The sequence below is a fragment of the Mesorhizobium sp. NZP2077 genome (assembly GCF_013170805.1).
GTDB lineage: Bacteria > Pseudomonadota > Alphaproteobacteria > Rhizobiales > Rhizobiaceae > Mesorhizobium.
Window position 1 is genome coordinate 521,241 of the sequence record NZ_CP051293.1, and the last position, 20,784, is coordinate 542,024.

The window sequence follows — 20,784 nt, forward strand, 5'->3', positions numbered from 1 at the left end:
GGTATTACCGCACATCCACCCAGCGCTTGTCCTCGAAGGAGCGCGCCATTGCGTGCACGGTGCGCTCGATCTCCAGCCCCTCGGCGAACTCGATCAGCCGCGCCGGTCTGCCGGCAAGCCGCGTCAGCAATTCGTGACACTCGATGATCTTGAGGTCGTTGAAGCCGAGACCGTGCCCGGGTGCCGGCAGGAAGGCGTCGTAGGGCTTGTGGTGCGGCGCCACCAATATGGTGCGGTAGCCCTGTTCGGTCGGGCGATCTGACGTGACATAGAGCTGGATTTCATTCATCCGCTCCTGGTCGAACAGGATCGACCCCTTGGAGCCAAAGATCTGGATGGCGATGCGGCCCTTGCGGCCCCAGGCCGAGCGGTTGACCAGCAGTGTGCCGGCAATGCCGTTTTCCAGATGCATCAAGACGCTGGCGATATCATAGGTCTCGACCGCGCGGCGGCCGCCGCCAGCCACCTTGCGGTCGGCATAGGGCTTGGCCATGTCGCAGATGACGCTGGCGACGCGGCCGAACAGGGCCGAGACCAGCGACAGCGGATGGACGGCGAAATCGTCGAGCGCGCCATAACCGGAAGCGGCCTCGTGCTTCCAGAAGAACAGCGCCTCGGGGTCGGCCATGAAATCCTCGTCCATCTCGATGCGCAGATGGTTGACCTCGCCGATGATCTTCTGGTCGAGCAGCGCGCCGATGTGGCGGATGGCCGGGCTCTGGATGTAATTGTAGCCAAGGGCTGCGATCTTGCCGGACTTTTTGGCTGCCGCCGCCATCGCCTCGGCTTCGGCAAAGCTCGGCGCCATCGGCTTTTCGCACCACAGATGCTTGCCGGCTTCGAGAATGGCGATGGCCATTTCCGGATGAAATTGGTTTGGTGTGGTCAGCGAGACGATGTCGACCTCCGGGTCGTTGACGACGGCACGCCAGTCGCCGGACGCCTTGGCGAAGCCGAACTCGCCGGCCTTGCGCTGGGCCAACTCTTCGTTGACCTCGCCGAGATGGACGAGCCTTGGCTTGGCGACGTCGGGAAAGACGGCGCCGACGGCGCTCCATGCGATAGCGTGGCATTTGCCCATGAAGCCCGTGCCGATAAGACCTACGCCGACCATTTTCCGTTTTCTCCATTGCCTGGAATTCTGGGTGGATGAATTAATCCATTTTCTCCGGGAATGGAATGTCTGCCTCATTTTTAATGGCGTTCTTGCGCAGGCTCGCTATGATGAGGCAGAGAGGATGCTTTCACCGATGAGCTTGGACGGGCCGACGATGGACGAACGGGTACCTCGCGACTTCGAGACGCTGCGCGCCACCATCCTCGATCGGCGCGAAAGCCTGCCCAAACGCATCGCCCAGATCGCCGCCTATGCGCTCGACAATCCCGACGACATCGCCTTCGGCACCGCCGCCAGCATCGCCGCCTCGGCCGGCGTGCAGCCGTCGACCCTGATCCGCTTTGCCCAGCAGCTTGGCTTCGACGGCTTCACCAGCTTGCAACAGGTGTTTCGCGAGCGGCTGCGCGAGCGCAACTCATCCTATGACGAACGGTTGCAGGCGCTGCGCGTCAAGGCCGAGGGCGGCGCCGGTCATCGTGCCATCTTCGACGGCTTCGTCGCCGCCGCCAGCACCTCGCTCAACGACATTTCCCGCACGCTGGACGATGCGCATCTGGAAGATGCGATTTCGCTGCTGGCAAAGGCGCAGACCATCTATGTCTTGGCCAAGCGGCGCTCCTATCCGGTGGCGTCCTACATCGCCTATGCGCTAGGCAAGTTGAAGATCCGCAACCAGTTGATCGAATCGGCCGCCGGGCTGAATGCCGAGATGATCGGTTTCGCCACACCGGTGGACGCCGTCATCGCCATCAGCTTCTCGCCCTATGCGCCGGCCACCATCGAGGAAGCACGCACCATTTCGGAACAGGGCGTGCCGATCGTTGCCATCACCGACAGCTCGTTTTCGCCGCTTGCCCAGTTCGCCAAGGTCTGGTTTGAGGTTGCCGAGGCTGACTTCGCCGGCTTCCGTTCGCTGTCGGCAACGATGGCGCTGGCCATGGCGCTGACCGTCGGCGTCGGCGAGAAACGGCGCGACGCTACCCGCAAGCGCAAAGACTGATCGGACCCCGCAAAAAGCAAAATCGGCTCGGGAACGCTCATTCCATATTGACTACGGATTGGAATTATTATTTCATATTCCCGGCACCACGCTGCCGCTCGCGCGTGTTACCCAAACAATGTTGTTCCTGACAACAAGACTGACGGGAGGTTCCAATGAGCGAAGCCGTGGACGCCAAACAGGCGCCGCTCGACGTCATCACCATCGGTCGCGTCTCCGTCGACCTTTATGGCCAGCAGATCGGCTCGCGGCTGGAGGACATCACGTCATTCGCCAAGTCGGTCGGTGGCTGCCCGGCCAACATCTCGGTCGGCACGGCAAGGCTCGGCCTGCGCTCGGCGCTGCTGACCCGCGTCGGCGACGAGCAGATGGGCCGCTTCATCCGCGAACAGCTGAAGCGCGAAGGTGTCAACACGGACGGATTGAAGACCGACAAGGAACGGCTGACCGCGCTGGTGCTGCTCTCGGTCGAGAGTGAAGGCGTTTCGCCGATGATCTTCTATCGCAGCGACTGCGCCGACATGGCGCTGGCGCCGGAGGACATTGACGAGGCCTTCATCGCCTCGGCGCGCTCGATCGTCGTCACCGGCACGCATTTTTCCCGACCCAACAGCGACGCCGCCCAGCGCAAGGCGATCCGCATCATGAAAACCAAGGGCGGCAAGGTTGTTTTCGACATCGACTATCGGCCCAACCTCTGGGGTCTCGCCGGCCATGCCGAGGGCTTCGAGCGCTATGTCAAGTCGGACCGGGTCTCGTCCCAGTTGAAGACCGTGCTGCCCGATTGCGATCTCATCGTCGGCACCGAGGAAGAGATCATGATCGCGTCGGGCGCCGACGACTGCCTGAGCGCGCTGAAGACGATCCGTTCGCTGTCCTCGGCCACCATCGTCTTGAAGCGCGGCGCCATGGGCTGCATCGTCTATGACGGACCGATCAGCGACGATCTCGAAGACGGCGTCGTCGGCAAGGGTTTCCCGATCGAGATCTACAATGTGCTGGGTGCGGGCGACGCCTTCATGTCCGGCTTCCTGCGCGGCTGGCTGGGTGGCGAAGACCACGCGACGGCGGCGACCTGGGCCAATGCCTGCGGCGCCTTTGCCGTGTCGCGGCTGCTCTGCGCGCCGGAATATCCGACCTTCGAGGAATTGCAGTTCTTCCTCAAGAACGGCAGCAAGCATCTCGCCCTGCGCAACGACGAGGCGATCAACCACATTCATTGGGCAACCACCCGCCGGCGCCAGATCCCCTCGCTGATGGCGCTAGCCTGCGACCATCGCATCCAGCTCGAGGATGTGGCGGCAAAGGCCGGTGCCGACCCGGCGCGCATCCGCGATTTCAAGGTGCTGACCGTCAAGGCAGCGGCAAAGGTTGCCGCCGGCCGCGACGGCTACGGCATGCTGCTCGACGAGAAACATGGCCGCGAGGCGATGTTCGAGTTCGCCAGGCATTCCTTCGCCTGGCTTGGACGGCCGGTCGAACTGCCGGGTTCGCGGCCGCTGCGCTTCGAATTCTCGCAGGATATCGGCTCGCAGCTCACCGAATGGCCTGTCGATCACTGCATCAAATGCCTGTGCTTCTACCACCCCGACGATCCCCAGGCACTCAAGGAAGAACAGCAGCAGAAGCTGCGCGCGCTGTTCGAGGCCGCTCGCAAAGTCGGCCGGGAACTGCTCATCGAGATCATCGCCGGCAAGCACGGCAAGCTCGACGACACGACAATCCCGCGCGCGCTGGAAGAGCTCTATGCGCTGGGCATCAAGCCCGACTGGTGGAAGCTCGAGCCGCAGGCATCGAGCGGCGCCTGGGCCAAGATCGAAGCGGTAATCCTGAAGCATGATCCCTGGTGCCGGGGCATCGTCCTGCTCGGCCTGGAAGCGCCGCAGGACGAGCTGGAAGCGGCTTTCGCCGCCACCGCCAAGGCGCCGATCGTCAAGGGTTTTGCCGTCGGCCGCACCATCTTCGTCCATGCGGCCGAAGAATGGCTGGCCGGCAGGATGTCTGATGACGAGGCTGTCGCCGACATGGCCTCGCGCTTCGAACAGTTGACCGAGGCGTGGCTTGCCGCGCGTGGCCGTAAAGCAGCATAAAGGCGCGGCAGAAGACTGCGGAGGAAACCACCATGAGCAAGACAATCCGCCTGACGATGGCGCAGGCGCTGACCCGCTTTCTCAGCAGGCAGATGACCGAGATCGACGGCAAGACGGTGCCGATCTTCGGTGGCGTCTGGGCGATCTTCGGCCATGGCAACGTCGCCGGCATCGGCGAGGCGCTCTACCAGGTCCGCGACGCATTGCCGACCTTCCGCGCCCATAACGAACAGGCAATGGCGCATGCGGCGATCGCCTATGCCAAGGCCAATTTCCGCCGCCGCTTCATGGCTGCGACCTCGTCGATCGGCCCCGGCGCGCTCAATATGGTGACGGCGGCAGCACTTGCGCATGTCAACCGGTTGCCCGTCCTGTTTCTGCCCGGCGATGTCTTCGCCAACCGTATCCCCGACCCGGTGCTGCAGCAGGCCGAGGACTTTTCCGACGGCACGGCGACGGTCAATGACTGCTTCCGTCCGGTGTCGCGCTATTTCGACCGCATCACCCGGCCGGAACAGATCATCCCGGCGCTCAGCCGTGCGATGGCTGTGCTGACCGATCCGGCTGAATGCGGCCCGGTGACCCTGTCGCTTTGCCAGGACGTGCAGGCCGAGGCCTATGACTATCCCGAGAGCTTTTTCGCCGAACGGGTCTGGCACCAGCGCCGGCCGCGACCGGACCGCCACGAGCTTGCGGCAGCGGTGGCAGCGCTCAAGAGTGCCAAGAAGCCGCTGGTCATCGCCGGCGGCGGCGTTCTCTATTCGCAGGCCTCCGATGAGCTGGCCAAATTCGTGCAAGGCGCCGGCATTCCTGTCTGCGAAACGCAAGGCGGCAAATCCTCACTGCCGGACGAGCACCCGCTCAACATGGCGGCGGTCGGCGTCACCGGCACTTCGGCCGCCAACCGCCTGGGGGAAGACGCCGATGTCGTGCTTGCCATCGGCACGCGCCTGCAGGATTTCACCACCGGCTCATGGGCGCTGTTCAAGAATTCCGGCAAGACCATTATCGGCTTGAACGTCCAGCCTTTTGACGCCGGCAAGCACCGCGCGCTGCCGCTGGTTGCCGATGCGGCCGAGGGTCTCGCTGAACTCGGTGCCGCACTGAAGGGCTGGATGGCGCCTGCCGCCTGGACCGACAATGCAGCCACCGGCAAGAGGGCCTGGCAGGCCGACGCCGCCAAGGTGACGGCCTCGACCAACGCCGCCTTCCCGTCCGATGCGCAGGTGATCGGCGCCGTGCAGCGCGCCATGGGATCCGGCGTGACGCTGCTGCATGCCGCCGGCGGGCTGCCGGGCGAGTTGCACAAGCTTTGGCAGGCCGGCGCGCCGGGCTCCTATCACGCCGAATACGGCTTCTCGACCATGGGCTACGAGATTGCCGGCGGGCTCGGCACCAAGATGGCCAAGCCCGGTGAAGAGGTCGTCGTCATGATCGGCGACGGTTCATACCTGATGCTGAATTCCGAGATCGCCACCTCGGTGATGCTCGGCCTCAAGCTGACCATCGTGTTGCTCGACAACAGGGGTTATGGCTGCATCAACCGGCTGCAGATGGCCACCGGCGGCGCCAACTTCAACAATCTCCTGAAGGACTCGCGCCACGAGATCCTGCCCGACATCGATTTCGCCGCGCATGCGGCGAGCATGGGCGCGATATCAGAGAAAGTGCCATCGATCGCCGGGCTGGAAAACGCACTGCAAAAGGCCAAAAAGAACGACCGCACCACCGTGCTGGTCATCGACACCGATCCGCTGGTCTCCACCGATGCCGGTGGCCATTGGTGGGATGTGGCAGTGCCGGAAGTGTCGGCACGTCCGCAGGTCAATGCAGCGCGCAAAGCCTATGACGAGAAGCGGCAAATGCAGAGCGTTGGCGATTGATGCTAGCTCCCTTCTCCCCGTCCCATACGGGGAGAAGGCGCCGCCAGGCGGATGAGGGGCGCGCCAGCGGCCAAAGATTGAACTGTTCTAAACCGGAGTGACGACTTGAAAGCCAAACTGGGCATGTCCCCCATTGCATGGTGGAACGACGATCTTGCGGAACTCAGCGATGACGTGTCGCTGGAGGAATGTTTGCGCCAGTCGCGTTCGGCCGGATTCACCGGCATGGAAATGGGCCGGCGTTTCCCCAACGATCCCGCTGTCATGCTGCCGATCCTGAAGAAAGCCGACGTGACGCTGTGCGGCGGCTGGTTCTCAGGCACGCTGGTCGATGAGGAGATGGGCAAGAACAAGGATCGCATCCAGCCGATGATCGACCTGTTCAAGGCGGTCAACGCGCCTTGCATCGTCTATGGCGAGGTCGGCCGCTCGATCCAGGGCGACCGCTCCAAGCCACTCGCCACCAAGCCGAAACTTTCTGGCGATGAGATGAAAGCCTATGCAAGGCGGCTGACCGAATTCGGCGAATGGTGCGCCGAGCAAGGCATGCCGCTCTCCTATCACCATCACATGGCGGCGGTGGTCGAGACCGAGCCGGAGCTCGATGCCTTCATGCGCCATTCCGGCGAAGGCATTCCGCTGCTGCTCGATGCCGGACACCTGGCCTTTGCCGGCGGCGATGTGCTGCGCGCCATCGACAACCACCACAAGCGCATCAGCCATGTGCATGTGAAGGATGTGCGGACGGGCGTGATCGACAAGCTCGACCGCACCAAGCAGTCCTTCCTCGACGCGGTGGCGCTCGGCGCCTTCACGGTGCCGGGCGACGGTTCGCTGGATTTCGGCGCCATCGTGCAACGCTTCGCCGACCATGGCTATGAAGGCTGGTTCGTGGTCGAGGCAGAGCAGGACCCGAAGAAGAACCCGCCGCTCAAGATGGCGCAGGTCGGCCACAAGGAATTGATGCGTGTGATGACCGCCGCCGGCTACACGGTCGAAACCCAGGGCTTTCCCAATGCCTAGGGTTTCCCGAATGCCTGATGCGATGGGTTCACGGCGTGCCAGGTTGCTGTAGATTGGCCCGATGAAAGATTACGAGCACCCCTTCTTCCGCCCGCTATGGCGGCGTGTCGCCGTCGTCGCGGTCTGCGTCATCTGGTCGATCATCGAATTCGCCACCGGCACGCCGTTCTGGGGTGTCATCGCGCTCGGCTTTGCCGGTTATGCCGTCTGGCAGTTTTTCTATCTCTACAAGCCAGCCGATGAGAGCAAGGCAACGGCCGAGGCCGAACCGAAGGAGTAACCCGATGTCGAAGCTGCTGGTAAAGGCCGACAAAGGCCATGGCCGCGTTGCCCATGTGACGCCAAAAAACGCCGGCTGGACCTATGTCGGTTTCGACCTGCATCGGCTGAAATCAGGCGAAGGCGCCTCAGGCAAGACGGAGGATCGCGAAATCTGCCTGGTGTTCGTCACCGGCAAGGGCACCGCGAAAGCCGGCGGCGAGGATCTTGGCCTGCTCGGCGAACGCATGTCGCCCTTCGAAGGCAAGCCGTGGTCGGTCTATGTTCCCCAGGGATCGGACTGGTCGGTGACGGCCGATACGGAGCTGGAACTCGCGGTCTGCTCGGCGCCTGGCTTAAGCGGCGGGCTGCCGGTCCGGGTGATCGGACCCGACGATCTCGGCCAGGAGGTGCGCGGCAAGGGCACCAATACGCGCTACGTCACCAACATCCTGCCGGAAGGCAAGCCGGCCGACTCGCTGCTGGTGGTCGAGGTCATCACGCCCGGCGGCCACACGTCGAGCTATCCGCCGCACAAGCACGACCAGGACAATCTGCCCGCGGAATCCTATCTCGAGGAGACCTACTATCATCGTCTCAATCCGCCGCAGGGCTTTGCCTTCCAGCGCGTCTATACCGACGCCGACAAGGATGGCCATCGCGCGCTCGACGAGGCCATGGCGATCGAGGATGGCGATGTCGTGCTGGTGCCCAAGGGTTATCACCCCTGCGCCGCCTGCCATGGCTACGACCTCTATTATCTCAATGTCATGGCCGGACCGAAGCGGACGTGGAAATTCCACAATGCGCCCGAGCACGAATGGTTGATGAAGGCCTGACCGGTTCCAGATTCCGGCTGAACTTATTGGTCCAGCTGGGAAAAATCGTCGGCTAAGGACTTCTTGGGTCGATTTGCCTTCGAAAACCCGTCAAAGCTTCGTCAATCCGTCATGGAAATCACCTATGGCAGCGGGACCGACGAGGACTTCCCATGCGTTATGCCATCTACTTCACCCCCCGGCAGGACGAACCGCTGGCGCGGATTGCCGCCAACTGGCTGGGCCGTGACCCGTTCGGCGCCGCGACAAAGCCGGTTGAGGCCGTGGCCGACCTCTCTGCGGCGGAAGTTGCCTTCCACACCGCTTCGGCACGCCGCTATGGTTTCCACGCGACGCTGAAAGCCCCCTTCCGCCTGGCTGCCAACGAGACCGAGACCTCGCTGCGCGCGGGGCTCGACCATTTTGCCGAAGCAACGCCTGTCGTGACGATCCCGCGTCTCGTCGTCAGCCAGATCGACAGCTTCTTCGCGCTGGTGCCGGAGGGGCCGTTGCCGCCGCTCAACCGCTTTGCCGACGATGTCGTGCGCGACTTCGACCGGTTTCGCGCACCGCTGTCCGAGGCCGAGATCGAGCGGCGCAGCCCGGATTCGCTGAAGCCGGCCGAGTTCCGCAACCTCTGCCAGTGGGGCTACCCTTACGTCTTCGAAACCTTTCGTTTCCATATGACTCTGTCCGGCCGGGCCGGGTCACAAGAAAGCCCTCGTCTGCGCGCAGCAATCGACAGCCTGTTCGCCGACGTGCTGCGCCAGCCGGTGCTGGTCGACGCGCTGACGCTGTTTGTCGAAACCGAACCCGGTGCGCCGTTCATGGTGCTTTCCCAGCACGCGCTGGGACGCCGCCCGGCCAGAAGAATCGCCTGAACAAGCTCTGCCCCAAAAGAATCAAGGACTGCCCGAAATGACCGCCGAGACCGTTCTTTCCAACGCCCGCATCGTGCTTGCCGACGAGATCGTCGAGGGTTCGCTGGTGCTGCGTGACGGCTTTATCGCCGGCATCGATGCAGGTTCTTGCCGGACCGGCGAGGATATGGGGGGCGACTATGTCATTCCCGGGCTGGTCGAACTGCACACCGACCATCTCGAGGGCCATTACGCGCCACGGCCGAAAGTGCGCTGGAACCCGATCGCCGCGGTGCTTGCCCATGATGCGCAGGTGGCGACCGCCGGCATCACTACGGTGCTCGACGCGCTGCGCGTCGGCATGGACGAGGACGCCGACCTGACATCGGACGATATCCGCAAGCTGGCCGATGCAATCGAGGACAGTGTGCAGCAGGATCGGCTGCGCGCCGACCACTTCATCCATTTGCGCTGCGAGGTTTCGGCGCCGGACTGCCTCAAGGCCTTCGCCAATTTCGACGGCGATGAGAGGGTCAAGCTGGCATCGCTGATGGACCATGCGCCCGGCCAGCGCCAGTTCGTCAATCTCGAAACCTATGCCTACTACTACCAGCGCAAGCTGAAATTGACCGACCGCGACTTCAAATTGTTCTGCGAGAAGCGGATGGCGGAATCGGCGCGCAATTCGGCGCCAAACCGGGCGGTGATCGCCGCCGCCTGCCGTGAGCGCGGCATCGTGCTCGCCAGCCATGACGATGCCACGTCGGGCCATGTCGACGAGGCGATCGAGCAAGGCGTGCGGGTCGCCGAGTTTCCGACCACCCAGGAAGCCGCGCGTGCCTCGAAGGCAGCGGGCTTGGGCGTGTTGATGGGGGCGCCCAACGTCATGCGCGGCGCCTCGCATTCGGGCAATGTCTCGGCACGCACGCTGGCCAGCGACGGCCTGCTCGACATCCTGTCTTCAGACTATATTCCCTTCAGCCTGATCCAGTCGGCCTTCTTCCTCGGCGATATGGTCGAAGGTATTTCGCTGCCGCAGGCGGTCGCCATGGTGTCGAAGAACCCGGCCGAAGCCATTGGCCTCAACGATCGCGGCATGATCGAGCAGGGCCGTAGGGCCGATCTGGTGCGTGTGCGCGTCGACGACCATGTGCCGGTGGTGCGCACCGTCTGGCGGCAGGGGCGCCGCGTCGCATGATGGTGTCGGCCTTGATCGAGCGTGAATTGTCCGCTGAAACGTTTCCGATCCGCCATGGCGTCTTTGTCGCGGTCGTCGGCCCAAGCGGTGCCGGCAAGGACACGGTGATCGGCTACGCCCGCGCGCTTTTCGCCGACGAAAGCCGGCTGGAGTTCGTCCGCCGCGTCATCACCCGGCCGAGCGATGCGGAGAGCGAGGACCACGACACCCTGGCCGACGCCGCCTTTGTCGAGGCCGACGCCGACGGCGCCTTCGCCATCTCGTGGGAGGCGCATGGGCTTCGCTATGGCTTGCCCGCCGATGTCGACTGGTCGGTCGCCAACGGCCATGTCGCCATTGCCAATGTGTCGCGCGCCATCATTCCGGTGCTGCGCGAGCGCTATGCCAATCTGGCCATTGTCGAGATCACCGCCTCGCCCGACGTGCTGGCCGAGCGGCTGGCGATGCGTGGCCGTGAATCGCGCGGCGAAGTGCTGGCACGTCTGGCGCGCAGCGCCAATGTGACCCTGACCGGCCCTGGCGTGACCTCGATCGACAATAGCGGTCCGCGCGAGGTGGCCGGCGAGCGCTTCGCCGAGATCCTGCGCAAGGCAATGGCCTTTTCGGACATGTCGGGTCTGATCTGATTTAGACGTGCATCCTCAGGCTGCAACGCGTGCGCCTCGATCGGCCCAAAGCGCCGCCCCGTTGGCGCCTCACTTGCTTTCCCGCGGCCTCCGGAGCGCTATGTGGTGCGGACCGCACCAGTGATTCTGGGCCGCGCTTGCCGGGAAAGCCGCCCAGAAAGCCCGGGCGAACGACAGAACAGGAAGCCCTGATGCAGACACTGACACCCATCCTTTCGACGATCACGGCGGCATTTCTTGCGTCCGTCGTCGAGGTGGTCGAAGCCTTCACCATCGTGCTTGCGGTCGGCGTGACGCGCAGCTGGCGCCCGGCACTGACGGGTGCGGCCCTGGCGCTGGCGTTGCTGGCGGCTCTGGTGCTGGCGTTCGGACCGCTTTTGGCGCTGGTACCGATCACCACGCTGCAATTCATCGTCGGCGTGCTGCTGATCCTGTTCGGCATGCGCTGGCTGCGAAAGGCCATTTTGCGCAGCGTCGGCGTCATCGCCCTGCATGACGAGGAGGCGGCCTTCGCTGAGGAGACCGCCGCCTTGCACCAGCAGGCCAATGACCGCCGCGCCGACTATCTCGCAGGACTGGCCTCGTTCAAGGCGGTGCTGCTCGAGGGTGTCGAGGTGGTGTTCATCGTCATTGCCGTGGGTGCTGCCCACGGGCAGACGCTGTATGCCGGCCTTGGTGCGCTGGCGGCATTCATCCTGGTGATGCTCATCGGGCTGGTGGTCCACCGGCCGCTGGCGCGCGTGCCGGAGAATTCGCTCAAATTCGTCGTCGGGCTGATGCTGACCAGCTTCGGCATTTTCTGGACCGGCGAAGGCATCGGCGCCGACTGGCCGAGTGCCGATCTCGCTCTGCTCGCCATCTTCGCCATCGTCGCGCTGGCTTCCTTTGCCATGGTGCGCTGGTTGCGCAGCGCCTACCCCGTAACCGCCGGAGGGCTCGCCCGATGAACGCCATTCGTCTTGTTGCCAGAGAATTCTTCGGCATGTTCGTTGATGACGGTAGTCTGGCGCTGCTGGCGCTGGTGCTGGTGGCCGCCGTCACCGCGGCGGTCAAGCTGCTCGCGCTGCCACCGCTGCTCGGCGGTGCGTTGCTGCTGGTCGGCTGCCTCGGCATCCTGCTGCAAAGCGTTCGCCGCGCGGCACGCACGATCAGCCGATAGGCGGCAAGGCGTTATTCCGCCGGGGCACCGGCTACGTTCTTGCGGGCCGCGTCGATCATCAGACGTCGTGCCCGGAACACGCCCCATTGCTGGTCGACGAGCACGCCGATAAGGATGACGCCGCCCATCACCGCGAAGTTGAGCGAGGAGGGGATGCCGAGCAGATTGACGAGGTTCTGCAGCTCCTGCAGCAGCACTGTGCCGAGGACAACACCAATCAGCGAGCCTTCGCCGCCGCGCAGCGAGAAGCCGCCGAGCACGGCCGCGGCAATGGCATAAAGCTCATAGAACTGGCCGTGGCTGGCCGGCGAGATCGAGCGCGTGTACATGGCGAAATAGATCGCCGACAGCGCCGTCAGCACGCCGCAGATGACATAGGCGGCCATGACGATGCGGCCGGTGCGGATGCCGGAATATTTAGCCGCCTCCTCGTTCTTGCCGATGGCGTAGAGATAGCGGCCGAACACCGAGCGGTGCAGCACCACCCACATGATGATGGCAATGACGATCAGCGCAATGAAGCTGTTGGGCACGCCATAGGACCGGCCGGCGGTGAGGAATTCCAGGTCCGGAAAATTCTGGCCGAAGGCGAAACCGGCGGTGCCGTCGCCGGTGTAGAAGCGCGCCACGCCGCGATAGATCAAGAGGCCGCACAGCGTGACGACAAAGGGCTGCAATTTCAGCCGCGTGATCAGCCAGCCATGCGCCAGGCCGATGATGGCGCCGAGCACCAGGATGAGCACGAAGGCGACAGGCCATCCCATGCCACGGACGGCGATGAAGTCGATGAACAGCGTGCCCAGCAGCGCCACCACCGAGCCCACCGACAATTCGATGCCGCCGGTGATGATGACGAAGGCCTGGCCGATCGACAGTATGCCGAAGAGGCCGATCAGGTTCGAGGTGTTGGCGAGGTTGATCGGCAGCAGGAAGCGCGGATTGATGATGGCGACGATTGCGCCCACCACCAGGATCAGGATCAGCAGGCCGAGATCTTTCTTGCTCATCGTCGTCTCCCCAATGCCTGCCCGAGCGGACCGCGCTTCGGCGGGGTCCGTGGCAAAGATTATTTCGGCTGCTTGCCCACCGCCAGCAGCAGCACGTTTTCCTGGCTGAACTGGTCCTTGTCGAGAATGCCCGAGATCTGGCCCTCATGCATGACGGCGATGCGGTCGGACACGCCGATCACCTCTTCCATGTCGCTTGAGATCATCAGCACGGCGACGCCGGCGTCGGCCAGCGCGCGCATCAGCCCGTAGATTTCCGCCTTGGCGCCGATATCGATGCCGCGCGTCGGTTCGTCTAGGATCATCACCTTCGGGTTCATGGCCAGCCACTTGCCGAGTACGACCTTCTGCTGGTTGCCGCCCGATAGCGTGCCGGTGCGCGTCTGCACCGAGGGCGCCTTGATGCCGAGATCTTTTTTCTGCTTTTCGGCGGTTGCCGTTTCGGCACTTGCTGACACCAGCGAACGCTTGGCATGCGCCGGCAAATTGGGCAGCGAGATGTTCTGGGCGATCGACAAATCGAGCAGGATGCCGGTCAGCTTGCGGTCTTCCGGCACCAGGAAAATGCCGTGCGCGACGGCGTCGGCGGCCGAGCCCAGCACAAGCGTCTTGCCGTCGAGTTCGAGCGTGCCGCCAAGGCTGCCGTCGATGCCGAAGAACACACGCGCCAGCTCGGTGCGGCCGGAGCCGACCAGGCCGGCAAGGCCGAGGATCTCGCCGCGCCTGACATCGAGGCTAACAGGCCGGCTGGGATAGGTGGGGGTGCGGATGGCCTTGGCCGCAAGGGCGACGGCGCCCGGCGCCCGCGCGGACTCGGAGGCCTTCTCGCGCTCCTTCAGCATGCGGCCGATCATCAGCTTGACCATCTGGTCATGGCCGATGTCGCGCTTCTGCAGCGTGCCGGCCAACATGCCGTCGCGCAGCACGACGACGCGGTCGGCGACGCGCTCGACCTCGTGCAGGCGGTGCGAGATGAAGATGACGCTGATGCCGTCGGCCTTCAGCGCCTTGATGACGTCGAGCAGTTTGTCGGTCTCGGCGAGCGGCAGGCTGGATGTCGGCTCGTCGAGGATGACCAGCCTTGCCTTGATCGACAGCGCCTTGGCGATCTCGACCATCTGCTGCTGGGCGAGCGACAGGTCGGCGACCTGCGCGTCGGCGGTGAAATTGGCGCCAACGCGTTTCAACAGCGGCGCCACCATCTCCCGCAGCTTCGTGCGGTCGACAAGCTTGAGCGGCCCGGCGCGCAGCGGTTCGCGACCAAAGAAGATGTTGGCGGCGACGTCGAGATTATCGAACAGATTGAGTTCCTGGTGGACGAAGGCGATGCCGGATCCGAGGCTGCCTTCGACGCTCAGGCCTTTATGGGCGGTGCCGTCGACCGTGATCGTGCCGGTGTCCGGCGTGGTGACGCCGCCGAGGATCTTCATCAAGGTCGACTTGCCGGCGCCGTTCTCACCGACGAGGCCGATGACCTCGCCCGGCCTCACCTCCATCGAAAAACCATCGAGCGCGACAACACCCGGATAGGTCTTGCGCACGTTCTCGAGGCTGAGGAACGGTGTGGTCGTGGCGATGGATGTGTCGGAATAATTCATCATGCCTGACAGCGATTGGCGAGCAGAACCATCGGCAGACTGACGGTCTCAGCAGGCTTCGTCAATGCGCGCAGCCGGCTCAAGCAGAGTTGAGCCGGCTGAACTGCCTGTGGTCTTAGTTTCCAGACATTGCCTTCAGATTGGCGGCATAGGCGTCGACGTCATCCTTGCCGATGATCTTGGTCGGGATGATGATGAGGTTGCCGGCCGGGATGCCCGACTTGTCGCCCTTGAGATAGGCGGCCATCAGCTTCATGCCCTGATAGGCCCATTCGAAGGGCTGCTGTACGACGGTAGCGGCAATGGTGCCTTCCTTGACGCCGCCCAGCGTGATCGGATCGTCATCGAAACCGACGACCGTGATCGCGCCGAGCTTGCCGGCATCGCGCAGCGCTTCATAGATGCGCGGCGTGTTGTAGGAGTAGAAGCCGACCATGCAGGTGACGTCAGGGCTGGCGACCAGCGCGTCCTCGACATTCTTCTTGGCGCGGGCCTGGTCGATGTCGTCGCCGCGCACGTCGACGAGTTCGATCTTGGTGCCGGCCAGACCATCCTTCATGCCCTGGATACGCTCCTTGGCATTGTCGGCGCCGAGCAGGCCGACGAAGCCGAGGCACTTGCCGCCATTGGGCATCGCCTTCTTGGCGATTTCGGCCGCCTGCTTGCCGGCATCGACATTGGACGAGCCGATATAGGCGACACGCTTGGTCTGCGGGGCGTCGCTGTCGGTGGTGAACAGCGCTGTTTCCGAGGCGATCTTGTTCAGGCCGTCGGTCGAGGTCTTCGGGTCAACGGCCGAGACCATGATGCCCTTGACACCGGCCGTCACCAGATCGTCCATCAGCCGCTGCTGGATGGCGACCGAGGATTGTTCCGGATATTTGAGTTCCAGCGTGTAGCCGGGCAGTTCGGTCTGCGCCTTCTTGACGCCGGCTTCGGCCGCTTTCCAGAAATCGGAAGCGCCGTTGACGACGAAGGCCAGCGTCGGCTTGTCGTCGGCGCGCGCGATGGCCGTCGCCGTGAGGCCCAGCAGCAGAGCTGCGGTGGCCACGGATGCATTGCGTATCAAGGATTTCATGTTCAACCTCCCGTTTTGGTCCAGCCTTCGGGCTGACCGGTCTTGCTCACTAGAATTGCCTTGCTCACCTGGATTTGCCGTTTGTGGCTTGGACGCCCCTCCTCCTCAGGGGTTCCCGGCACTGAAAGAATGGCGTCGTCCTGCCACGGTCACGGACTTTAGAGACTCATCCCTCATTCGTAAATAGTCCGATTTGTCTGACATATCACATATCTGCTATAAGGCTTGCGGAGGCAATATCCGCTCACCATCGGACCATTCACGAGTACTCCCGCCGCACCCGGGATCCATCGGGCCGGACGCGACGGATTGACGTTACAGCGCATCATTGTATTAGTAAATAGTATTAGTTCCGACCCGTGCCTGGACACATCGGTGCGACGTCGCAACCGATCTGCCAATGATGGGCTGCCTTGCCAGCGCGGCAGTCAAAGCCTTTCTGTTCCTGCCTTTCTGAATGCCCGGAGCCGCATGACCGATGGATCAACAGTGTACTAATAAATATAAATGCAGCACGATTCCTATAAATTGACGCCGCCGCGCCGCCTTGTCGGACCGGCAGGCTGACGCTAGACAGGCTGGGGATTGGGGACACGGATGCAATGAGCGAGACCAGGGATCCGGCCATCGAGATCGCGAAGCGCCGCAAGGCGCCGGCAAAGCCCAAGGGGCGGGTCACCATGACCGACATCGCCAGGGCCGCCGGCTGTTCGCAGGCGACCGTTTCCTTCGTCCTCAACAATTCGCCAGGCATCCGGCTGTCGCAGCAGACCCGCGAACGGGTGATCGAGGCCGCAAGAACGCTGGGCTACAGCGCGCCGGCTTTCTCGGCGCTGCGCAAGCCTGTTGCTGCCTTCGATGGGCTTGACGGGGTGATCGGCTTCGCCGTCGACCAGCTGGCGACCAGCCCGGAGGCGGTGGTCGCCATCGAAGGCGCGCGCCAGGCTTCGTGGAATGCCGGCAATGTGCTGCTGGTGGCGCAGACCATGGGCGACGCCGTGATGGAGCCGCGCGCCATCCAGGCACTGACCCGGCGGGGCATTTCGGCGCTGATCTACATGACCATCTTCACCCGCGAGATCACGGCGCCCGATTTCCTCTACAGCCTCGACATTCCGGTGATCCTGCTCAATTGCTACACGGCCGACTACGCCTTCCCGGCCGTGGTGCCTTCCGAGATCGCCGGCGGCCAGAGCTCGACCCGGCATCTGATCAGCTACGGCCACCGCCGCATCGCCACCATCACCGGCGAGCCGTGGATGCAGGCCGCACAGGACCGGCTGAAGGGTTATCGTCGCGCGCTTGCCACCGCCGACATCCCGTTCGACGCGGACCTGGTGGTCGAGGGCGACTGGTCGGCCAGTGCCGGCTATGCCGCGACCGTGAAGTTGTTGGCCCTAAAAGACCGCCCGACGGCGATCTTCTGCCAGAACGACCGCACCGCGATCGGCTGCTACGAAGCGCTGAAGGAAGCCGGTCTGCACATCCCCCAGGACATTTCCGTGGTCGGCTATGACGACGAGGAAATCGCCCGGCACCTGTTCCCGCCGCTGACGACCTCGATCCTGCCGCATATGGCGATGGGCCAATGGGCGATCGAGCAGCTCGAAGCGCCGGCGGCGCCCGGGCAGGGGCGTTATCCCATCACTAAGCTGGAGTGCCCCTTGGTGGAAAGGGAGAGTGTGCGGGCGGTGGCGGGAGCGTGACGGGTCGAGAAGGCTGACCGTCGGTCTCGGCGTGCTCATCGGCGCACCCCCTGCGGTCCGCGGTTGCCGGCATCGACCCGGGAGCCACGGTTGAGAATAGGCCGCGCCTGATATAGATGGCTCGCGCCAGACCGCCGCATCGGGTCGGAAGGTGTCCAACTCGAGCGACAGAGGCGATCATGGCCGACGAAAACGAAGACTACATCTACGATGAGGCCACCGGTGAATGGCGTCCGGCCTCGGAGATCGCTGCCTCCGCCGAGGCGGGGCGCATTGTGCCACGCGATGCCGCCGGCAATGTTCTTGCCAACGGGGATTCGGTGATCCTGATCAAGGACCTCAAGGTGAAGGGCGCCGGTCAGACGCTGAAGCAGGGGACACTGATCAAGTCGATCCGGCTTACCGACAATCCGGATGAAATCGATTGCCGGCATGAGGCGATCAAGGGCCTCGTCCTTCGCACGGAGTTCGTGCGCAAGCGGTGAGCGTTACCGGCTGGCCGCGATGCTGTAAACGCGGTCAGCACGGGACCAGGGCAGGTCGAGGACCTAATCTGGCTGGCTTCCTTCATGGACAACGATTTGGGATGTTTCGATGATGAGACGTGCAGGCTCGAACCACTCCAAAACCCCTTCGGGCCAAAAGTGTTACCCATGTCTCCGGTATAAACCGTAACCCACATGCCCGGAAGGGATCTGATTTTATTGGCGCACCCGACAGGATTCGAACCTGTGACCTCTGCCTTCGGAGGGCAGCGCTCTATCCAGCTGAGCTACGGGTGCTTCCCGGCGGGCCGGAAAACGAACCAGCCGATGAACCGGCAAGTCACGGCTTCTTAGCGGAAGCCGGCGCGGGCTTCAACGGGCAATTGGCGGGCTGCAGGGCTGTGAACCCGGATTAACGCGTTTTCGGGATTGCTGATGCCACCCTTGATCCTCGAAGACTCCGGGACGCCAAGGCGCCTGAGGGAAGAAGGTGGCGCCTGAAACGAAAAACCCGCCTCCGCGGCGGGTCGCTGGCGCAAATCAGCACCATAGGCGAATTTATAGCATAATTGCCGTCACCGGGCAACCGATCGCGAGATCGCTGTCATGATCGCCTCCGGTCTTTTGCGGGCTCCCTGCCCTTCAGGCGTCACTGCCCCGCCTCACTCTTCACCGTCCGCCTTCTCGCGCCACGCACGGCCCGCTTCACCTTCTTGGCGCCTGCCAGCTCCTGCATGGCCTCGAGCTGCATCTGCTGCATCTCCGCCAGCCGCGTCCACTGGCGCGAGATGAGGTAGTCGAGTTTTTCGTGGAGATGGCGCACTTCGAGCTCGGCCTTGAGGTTGACGCGGTATTCGTTGAAGGAGCGCAAGCGGTCTTTCACCTCCTGGCGCTTCTGGCTCATCATGATGATCGGCGCCTGGATGGCGGCGATGCAGGAGAGCAGGAGGTTGAGCAGGATGAAGGGATAGGGGTCGAAGGCGCCATTCAAGCCCTCGAACAGGTTGATGCCGATCCAGACCAAAAGCACGCTGGCAAAGGAGATCAGGAACCACCAGCTGCCGCCGAAGGCAGCCATGTTGTCGGAGACGCGGTCGGGGAACGTCCGGTGCTCCTCGAACTCCTCTTCCGAGTTTTCGGAAATCGTGTCCTGCCTGGCGATCGATTCCACCACCTGGCGGTCGAGCTCGGAGAATTCGCCGTGCTCCTGCTGCAGCAGCTCCTCCATGTAGCGCATGCGGTAGCGGCCGAGCTCCTCGCGGCTGATGCGGGCGCCCCTGGGCAGGTCCGGGTGGTCGGCGTGAATGCGGTCGGCGAGGCTCGGGCGCAGCGTGTCGATGCGCACGAGGTCGCGCTTGCGGAATTTGCGGCCCGAGATCGCCGACGGTTTTTTCCTCGGCTTTATCCGCGATGCGCCGGGGCCCGATGGTTCGGAGTCCGGCACTTCGGGCGTGTCGAAATGCTCGTCCGAAACCTCGTGCAGGTCTTCTTCAGTGGTCGGCGCCTCGAAATATTCGCCGCCGCTGTCGTTCTCATTGTCCGCCGCCTTCTGCTCTGGCGTTTTGGGGACAGTGCTCATGGTGCGGGCTCCTGCTGTGGCGCTAAGGTGTGATGATATTCAGGTGAGGCCGGCCTGCAAACGACGGCTTTCTGCGCTTCCGGTGCTCACGTACGAAAAGTACGCTCCGCTCCGGTACTCGAAAGCCATCGTTTTCGGCTCGGCCTGACCTGAATCTCAACACACCTTGGGCCTTCTGCCTGTCGCAGGCAGACGATACGCCAACGGGGCGGCGCATAGCCATCGTCGGTTTTCGCAGCCTATGCCATGGCTTCCGGACAATTGCGTGACAGTCATGAAACAATAGCCGGCTGCCCACCTTTGTTGGCTCAGGCCGCAGGACTACTGCTGTTCGGCGAACATCAGCCTGGTCTTGGTGCCATCCATGGTCGGCGACAGGCTGCGCTGGATCAGCGCCTCGACATGGTCGTTGCGCTGGCGGGCGGAGTCGGCGCCCATAACCACCACGATCAGCTGGCGGCCGTCGGCATTGTAGGAGGTGACGATGTTGAAGCCGGAAGCCCTGATATAGCCGGTCTTGATGCCGTCGACGCCGCGCACGCGGCCGAGCATGTCGTTGTGGCCGCGCACGAGCTTGCCGCGGAACATGAAGTCGCTTTCGGAGAAATAGTGGAAATGCTGGGGAAAGCGCTGGCGCAGCGCCATGCCGAGCACCGCCATGTCGCGCGCCGTCGTCATCTGGCTGTCGTCGGGCAGGCCGGATGCGTTGCGGAAGGTGGTGCTGGACATGCCGAGCGAGCGCGCCTTGGAGGTCATCATGGCGGCGAACTGGTCCTCCGAGCCGCCGAGATATTCGCCGACCGCCACCGCCACGTCATTGGCCGACTTGACGACGATGGCGCGGATGGCGGAATCGACATCGATCGTTTCGCCGCGGCGGAAGCGCATCTTGGTCGGCGGCTGGGAGGCGGCATGGTCGGAGACCGGGATCTGCGTTTCCTTGGTGACGCGGCCGGACTCCATCGCCTCGAACAGGCGGTAGAGCGTCATCATCTTGGTCAGCGACGCCGGATAGCGCTGCGCCGTCGAGTTGACCTCGAACATCTGCTTGCCGGTCTTGGCGTCGACGACGATGGCCGCATACTTTTGCGGCGGCGCCGGCACGGCCAGCACTTGGTCCGGCGGGGTCGTGGTCGAGCAGCCGGCGACCAGCAGCAACAGGCCGAGGGCGACGAAAATTCTCTGGAGGAGCGGAAAGGGACGCAGGTTGGACAAGGGCAGGACTGTTCTGGCGATGCTGTTGCTGAGATGAGGCGAAGCTAACGTAACGCGCTTGATGCGTCCATTTGGTTAATGGCT

19 protein-coding genes and 1 tRNA gene are annotated in these 20,784 nt (G+C 63.6%); 13 read left to right on the top strand and 7 right to left on the bottom strand.

The genetic code is table 11. The features are described 5' to 3' along the window. Window positions 1–4 precede the first annotated feature (4 nt). Window positions 5–1,114 (bottom strand): Gfo/Idh/MocA family oxidoreductase, encoded by a 1,110-nt coding sequence (locus HGP13_RS02390; RefSeq protein ID WP_172220996.1) that lies wholly within the window; start codon window positions 1,112–1,114, stop codon window positions 5–7. A 157-nt stretch (window positions 1,115–1,271) separates the two neighbouring features. Here HGP13_RS02390 and HGP13_RS02395 point away from each other — a divergent pair, with 157 nt between their 5' ends. From HGP13_RS02395 to HGP13_RS02445, 11 genes are all read left to right on the top strand, one after another. After that, the gene (locus HGP13_RS02395; protein ID WP_172234591.1) at window positions 1,272–2,117 is read left to right on the top strand and encodes a MurR/RpiR family transcriptional regulator; all 846 of its coding nucleotides are present in this window, start codon (window positions 1,272–1,274) and stop codon (window positions 2,115–2,117) included. A gap of 155 nt (window positions 2,118–2,272) precedes the next feature. Next, window positions 2,273–4,207: a 5-dehydro-2-deoxygluconokinase gene (gene iolC / locus HGP13_RS02400; RefSeq protein WP_172220999.1), complete on the top strand. Its 1,935-nt coding sequence runs from the start codon at window positions 2,273–2,275 to the stop codon at window positions 4,205–4,207. Between the two features lie 32 nt (window positions 4,208–4,239). Then, complete coding sequence (gene iolD / locus HGP13_RS02405) at window positions 4,240–6,090, top strand: 3D-(3,5/4)-trihydroxycyclohexane-1,2-dione acylhydrolase (decyclizing) (protein ID WP_172221002.1); 1,851 nt, start codon at window positions 4,240–4,242, stop codon at window positions 6,088–6,090. A gap of 105 nt (window positions 6,091–6,195) precedes the next feature. Further along, window positions 6,196–7,113, top strand: coding sequence for a myo-inosose-2 dehydratase (gene iolE / locus HGP13_RS02410; RefSeq protein ID WP_172221005.1), 918 nt, complete (start codon window positions 6,196–6,198; stop codon window positions 7,111–7,113). A gap of 61 nt (window positions 7,114–7,174) precedes the next feature. Beyond that, a complete protein-coding gene (locus HGP13_RS02415; RefSeq protein ID WP_172221008.1) occupies window positions 7,175–7,393 on the top strand; it encodes a DUF3329 domain-containing protein in 219 nt (72 codons plus the stop codon). A 4-nt stretch (window positions 7,394–7,397) separates the two neighbouring features. Next, window positions 7,398–8,210, top strand: a complete 813-nt coding sequence (gene iolB, locus HGP13_RS02420; RefSeq protein ID WP_172221011.1) for a 5-deoxy-glucuronate isomerase — start codon at window positions 7,398–7,400, stop codon at window positions 8,208–8,210. A 152-nt stretch (window positions 8,211–8,362) separates the two neighbouring features. Then, entirely contained in the window at window positions 8,363–9,070 is a 708-nt protein-coding gene (locus tag HGP13_RS02425) for a DUF1045 domain-containing protein (protein WP_172221014.1), read from the top strand. A 37-nt stretch (window positions 9,071–9,107) separates the two neighbouring features. Continuing rightward, complete coding sequence (locus HGP13_RS02430; RefSeq protein ID WP_172221017.1) at window positions 9,108–10,247, top strand: alpha-D-ribose 1-methylphosphonate 5-triphosphate diphosphatase; 1,140 nt, start codon at window positions 9,108–9,110, stop codon at window positions 10,245–10,247. Then, a complete protein-coding gene (phnN, locus tag HGP13_RS02435) occupies window positions 10,244–10,873 on the top strand; it encodes a phosphonate metabolism protein/1,5-bisphosphokinase (PRPP-forming) PhnN (protein WP_172221019.1) in 630 nt (209 codons plus the stop codon). Before HGP13_RS02430 ends, phnN begins: the two co-directional genes overlap by 4 nt. A 191-nt stretch (window positions 10,874–11,064) precedes the next feature. Further along, the gene (locus HGP13_RS02440; protein WP_172221021.1) at window positions 11,065–11,820 is read left to right on the top strand and encodes a COG4280 domain-containing protein; all 756 of its coding nucleotides are present in this window, start codon (window positions 11,065–11,067) and stop codon (window positions 11,818–11,820) included. Next, complete coding sequence (locus HGP13_RS02445) at window positions 11,817–12,032, top strand: hypothetical protein (protein WP_172221023.1); 216 nt, start codon at window positions 11,817–11,819, stop codon at window positions 12,030–12,032. The genes HGP13_RS02440 and HGP13_RS02445 overlap by 4 nt, the downstream gene beginning before the upstream one ends. A gap of 11 nt (window positions 12,033–12,043) precedes the next feature. Here the strand turns inward: HGP13_RS02445 and HGP13_RS02450 are convergent, their stop codons facing one another. From HGP13_RS02450 to HGP13_RS02460, 3 genes are all read right to left on the bottom strand, one after another. Next, complete coding sequence (locus HGP13_RS02450; protein ID WP_172221025.1) at window positions 12,044–13,039, bottom strand: ABC transporter permease; 996 nt, start codon at window positions 13,037–13,039, stop codon at window positions 12,044–12,046. A gap of 59 nt (window positions 13,040–13,098) precedes the next feature. Beyond that, a complete protein-coding gene (locus HGP13_RS02455; RefSeq protein WP_172234592.1) occupies window positions 13,099–14,637 on the bottom strand; it encodes a sugar ABC transporter ATP-binding protein in 1,539 nt (512 codons plus the stop codon). 115 nt (window positions 14,638–14,752) lie between these two features. After that, window positions 14,753–15,715 carry a sugar-binding protein gene (locus tag HGP13_RS02460; protein ID WP_172221027.1) on the bottom strand — a complete coding sequence of 321 codons (963 nt, stop codon included), beginning with the start codon at window positions 15,713–15,715 and terminating at the stop codon, window positions 14,753–14,755. Window positions 15,716–16,317: 602 nt separating this feature from the next. Between HGP13_RS02460 and HGP13_RS02465 the strand changes: the two genes are divergently transcribed. Both HGP13_RS02465 and HGP13_RS02470 read left to right on the top strand, forming a co-directional pair. Continuing rightward, entirely contained in the window at window positions 16,318–17,421 is a 1,104-nt protein-coding gene (locus HGP13_RS02465) for a LacI family DNA-binding transcriptional regulator (RefSeq protein ID WP_172221029.1), read from the top strand. 116 nt (window positions 17,422–17,537) lie between these two features. Beyond that, window positions 17,538–17,906 carry a zinc ribbon domain-containing protein YjdM gene (locus HGP13_RS02470; RefSeq protein WP_172221031.1) on the top strand — a complete coding sequence of 123 codons (369 nt, stop codon included), beginning with the start codon at window positions 17,538–17,540 and terminating at the stop codon, window positions 17,904–17,906. 220 nt (window positions 17,907–18,126) lie between these two features. Here the strand turns inward: HGP13_RS02470 and HGP13_RS02475 are convergent. The 3 genes from HGP13_RS02475 to HGP13_RS02485 form a co-directional block, all read right to left on the bottom strand. After that, a tRNA-Arg gene (locus HGP13_RS02475) sits at window positions 18,127–18,203 on the bottom strand. A 352-nt stretch (window positions 18,204–18,555) separates the two neighbouring features. Then, window positions 18,556–19,485, bottom strand: coding sequence for a DUF1003 domain-containing protein (locus tag HGP13_RS02480; protein ID WP_172221034.1), 930 nt, complete (start codon window positions 19,483–19,485; stop codon window positions 18,556–18,558). A gap of 321 nt (window positions 19,486–19,806) precedes the next feature. Further along, window positions 19,807–20,700 carry a D-alanyl-D-alanine carboxypeptidase family protein gene (locus tag HGP13_RS02485; protein ID WP_172221037.1) on the bottom strand — a complete coding sequence of 298 codons (894 nt, stop codon included), beginning with the start codon at window positions 20,698–20,700 and terminating at the stop codon, window positions 19,807–19,809. Window positions 20,701–20,784: the final 84 nt, after the last annotated feature.

Excerpts from the sequence above, each read along its gene's own strand:
- HGP13_RS02390 (WP_172220996.1), bottom strand. The coding sequence starts at position 1,114 with ATGGTCGGCGTAGGTCTTATCGGCACGGGCTTCATGGGCAAATGCCAC.
- HGP13_RS02395 (WP_172234591.1), top strand. The coding sequence starts at position 1,272 with ATGGACGAACGGGTACCTCGCGACTTCGAGACGCTGCGCGCCACCATC.
- iolC (WP_172220999.1), top strand. The coding sequence starts at position 2,273 with ATGAGCGAAGCCGTGGACGCCAAACAGGCGCCGCTCGACGTCATCACC.
- iolD (WP_172221002.1), top strand. The coding sequence starts at position 4,240 with ATGAGCAAGACAATCCGCCTGACGATGGCGCAGGCGCTGACCCGCTTT.
- HGP13_RS02415 (WP_172221008.1), top strand. The coding sequence starts at position 7,175 with ATGAAAGATTACGAGCACCCCTTCTTCCGCCCGCTATGGCGGCGTGTC.
- iolB (WP_172221011.1), top strand. The coding sequence starts at position 7,398 with ATGTCGAAGCTGCTGGTAAAGGCCGACAAAGGCCATGGCCGCGTTGCC.
- HGP13_RS02425 (WP_172221014.1), top strand. The coding sequence starts at position 8,363 with ATGCGTTATGCCATCTACTTCACCCCCCGGCAGGACGAACCGCTGGCG.
- HGP13_RS02430 (WP_172221017.1), top strand. The coding sequence starts at position 9,108 with ATGACCGCCGAGACCGTTCTTTCCAACGCCCGCATCGTGCTTGCCGAC.
- phnN (WP_172221019.1), top strand. The coding sequence starts at position 10,244 with ATGATGGTGTCGGCCTTGATCGAGCGTGAATTGTCCGCTGAAACGTTT.
- HGP13_RS02440 (WP_172221021.1), top strand. The coding sequence starts at position 11,065 with ATGCAGACACTGACACCCATCCTTTCGACGATCACGGCGGCATTTCTT.
- HGP13_RS02445 (WP_172221023.1), top strand. The coding sequence starts at position 11,817 with ATGAACGCCATTCGTCTTGTTGCCAGAGAATTCTTCGGCATGTTCGTT.
- HGP13_RS02450 (WP_172221025.1), bottom strand. The coding sequence starts at position 13,039 with ATGAGCAAGAAAGATCTCGGCCTGCTGATCCTGATCCTGGTGGTGGGC.
- HGP13_RS02455 (WP_172234592.1), bottom strand. The coding sequence starts at position 14,637 with ATGAATTATTCCGACACATCCATCGCCACGACCACACCGTTCCTCAGC.
- HGP13_RS02460 (WP_172221027.1), bottom strand. The coding sequence starts at position 15,715 with ATGAAATCCTTGATACGCAATGCATCCGTGGCCACCGCAGCTCTGCTG.
- HGP13_RS02465 (WP_172221029.1), top strand. The coding sequence starts at position 16,318 with ATGAGCGAGACCAGGGATCCGGCCATCGAGATCGCGAAGCGCCGCAAG.
- HGP13_RS02470 (WP_172221031.1), top strand. The coding sequence starts at position 17,538 with ATGGCTCGCGCCAGACCGCCGCATCGGGTCGGAAGGTGTCCAACTCGA.
- HGP13_RS02480 (WP_172221034.1), bottom strand. The coding sequence starts at position 19,485 with ATGAGCACTGTCCCCAAAACGCCAGAGCAGAAGGCGGCGGACAATGAG.